Origin of the sequence: Achromobacter sp., from assembly GCF_049647645.1 — a bacterium.
Lineage (GTDB): Bacteria > Pseudomonadota > Gammaproteobacteria > Burkholderiales > Burkholderiaceae_B > Achromobacter.
Window position 1 is genome coordinate 1 of record NZ_JBARYB010000190.1, and the last position, 2,451, is coordinate 2,451.

At 67.1% G+C, this 2,451-nt stretch carries 1 protein-coding gene and 1 pseudogene; both read right to left on the reverse strand.

All coding sequences use genetic code 11. The features are described from left to right. Positions 1-1,622: type VI secretion system membrane subunit TssM (gene tssM, locus WBB14_RS21475; protein ID WP_424241621.1), on the reverse strand; the 1,622-nt coding region annotated here is incomplete at its 3' end. Positions 1,623-1,741: 119 nt separating this feature from the next. Continuing rightward, positions 1,742-2,451, reverse strand: a pseudogene (locus WBB14_RS21480) (hypothetical protein); the annotation flags it as partial.

Below are 2,451 nucleotides of genomic sequence, written 5' to 3' on the forward strand. Positions count from 1 at the left end.
GACATGTCGACCTTGGCCAGGAAGTCTTCCAGGCTGACCTTCACCGGCGCCAGCATGAACTGGCGCGCGCCGTTGTAGTACTCGGCCAGCAGCCGCTCCTTCAGCACGTCGCCCTGGTACAGGCCCAGCCCCAGCGACCACGGCCGGCTGGAGGAATAGCGGTCCAGTTGCTCGATGCGGTCCTGCAGGATCTCCATCGCTTCCAACCGGCTTTGCAGGTCGGTGCGTTCGCTTTGCAGACGCACCACCTTGTCCAGGTCGGCCTGCACGTTCTGCGCCAGCTGCCGGTTGCCCAGATAGGACCAGCTCCAGCCGCCCAGCACCAGCCCCAGCGCCAGCACCAGGCCGAAGAAGGCCAGGTAGCGCATGCGCGTCTTGGCGGGGCTGGCGTGCTGGCGCACCAGCTTCTTGTCCGCGAAGATCACGCTGGAGAACAGGTCGCGCAGGAAAAACCCGTTGTTGGAGGTCACGCTGCGCGTCTGCGCGCGCGCTGCGGGACGCAGCTCGAAACGTTCGGCCAGCCGCTCGGTGGAAGTGCTTTGCGTAACGCCTTCCTGCAGCGCGCTGGTGAAATAGAAGCCGCGGAACACCGGCTTGTACTGGAATGGATTGGTCTCGAACAGCGTCGACAGGAAGGTGCGCAGCGCCGGCTTGATGCCGGCGAATTCCAGCGGAAACGTCAGCAGGCCCGGAGGCAGGTCGCGACTGTTGCGCAGCGAAATCTGCGCGGTGCCCATTTCCTTCAAACCTTCATACAGCTCGTCGAAACGGCTGTCGAACAACGCCAGCACATCGCGGTTCTCTTCGGCGCCATAAGGGAGGGTCGCGCCCCATACGCGGTCGCGCTCGCTCTGGTCGCTGTCGGAGAAGAACTCACTGAAGCCTGAGATCAGGTCGGCCTTGGTGAAGATGATGTAGACCGGCGCGAACACTTCCAGGCGGTCGGTCAGTTCCTGTACGCGCTGGCGCAGGTTCTTGGCCAGGTTGATCGCGAACTCGGGCCCCGCGCCCGTCAGTTCGTCGATGCTGGCGGCCACGATGATGCCGTTGATGGGCGCCTTCGGACGATGCCGCTTGAGCAGATCCAGGAAGCCCATCCATTCGTTGCGGTCCTCTTCATGCACCGAGTAGCGCCCGGCGGTGTCCAGCAGGATGCCTTCGGTGGTGAAGAACCAGTCGCAGTTGCGCGTGCCGCCCACGCCGCGCACCGCCGCGCCGTTCTTGTCGGCGAAGGGGAACTGCAGGCCGGAGTTGATCACGGCGCTGCTCTTGCCGGCGGCAGGGTTGCCGATAACGATGTACCAGGGCAGTTCGTACAGGGCTTCGTTGCCCGAGGTCTGGCCGATCTTCGAGGTCTTGATGGTGCGCACCGCCTGGGTCAGCCGCGTGCGCAGCGCTTCCACGTCATTGCGATTGGCGGCCGCGCCGGTCTGGACCTGCTGCTCCAGCATGTCGCCCAGGTTCTTGTTGGCCTTGCGGGTGCGCCGCCGGCGCCACAGATAGGCGCACAGCCACAGCAGCGCGCATACGCCCAGGGCGATGCCGGCCCAGATCAGGCCGATCTCTACCGTGTCGGCGAACAGGAACAGGAACACCACCAGGGCCAGCAAGCCGAGCGCCATGAAGGTACGCGGGTTGGCCGGCGCGCGCGAAGACCAATGTCGGCCTTCGCTGATGGCGCGGGAGGTGCCGGATAGAAGATCGGAGGGGCTGCGCATGGTTTGAGCTATGTTCTTTTGGGTCAGGCGGGGAGGGGTTCGGAGGGCGACACCAGTACCAGCGTCCGCAGCGCCGGGTCCTGGGTCATGAGGGCGAGCACGGGCGCCCCGGCTTGCACGCAAGCGATGCCCGCGACCGTTATGGTCAGCAGGTGCGCGGCCGCGCCGGTGTGGCCGCAGCCGGACCCGACCGCCAGGCAGTCCTGATTGGGGTCCAGCGCAGGAAACAGCGCCGAGGCCAGGCCGGCGGCCTCCAGGGGGCGGCTGCCGCGGTGGTCGGCATCGCTGATCAGCGCTGCCACCCCGGCGGCGGGCTGGGCATGCTCGGCCAGGAATTGCGTGGCCAGCTCGGTCAGTTGTTCTTCATGAAGCGCACCGCGCGCGTCGGCGGCAACAGCGCGCTGCGTCTGCGCCGACAGGATCAGGGACAGCGTAGCGTCAGCCGTGGCGGACTCGCCGCCCGGAGCTTGGACCGCCAGGTCCAGCAACAGGCCCGCCGCGGCTTCCCCGGGCACCTGGCCTTGCGGATTGGTGTTGGACATGAGTCGACCGGCGGCGTCCCATTCCTGTACCCGTGCGGCGTCGATATAGGAGTCGGCAACGGCGACCAGGCGCAGCGTGGCGCTGCGCGCGCTCAGCGGTTCCTGCGCCAGCTGGCGCAGCAGGCCGTCGCAGGCGAGCGCGCCCGTCGCAGCGTGCAGGCGCTGGAGGATACGGCTGGCCGGCCATGCCG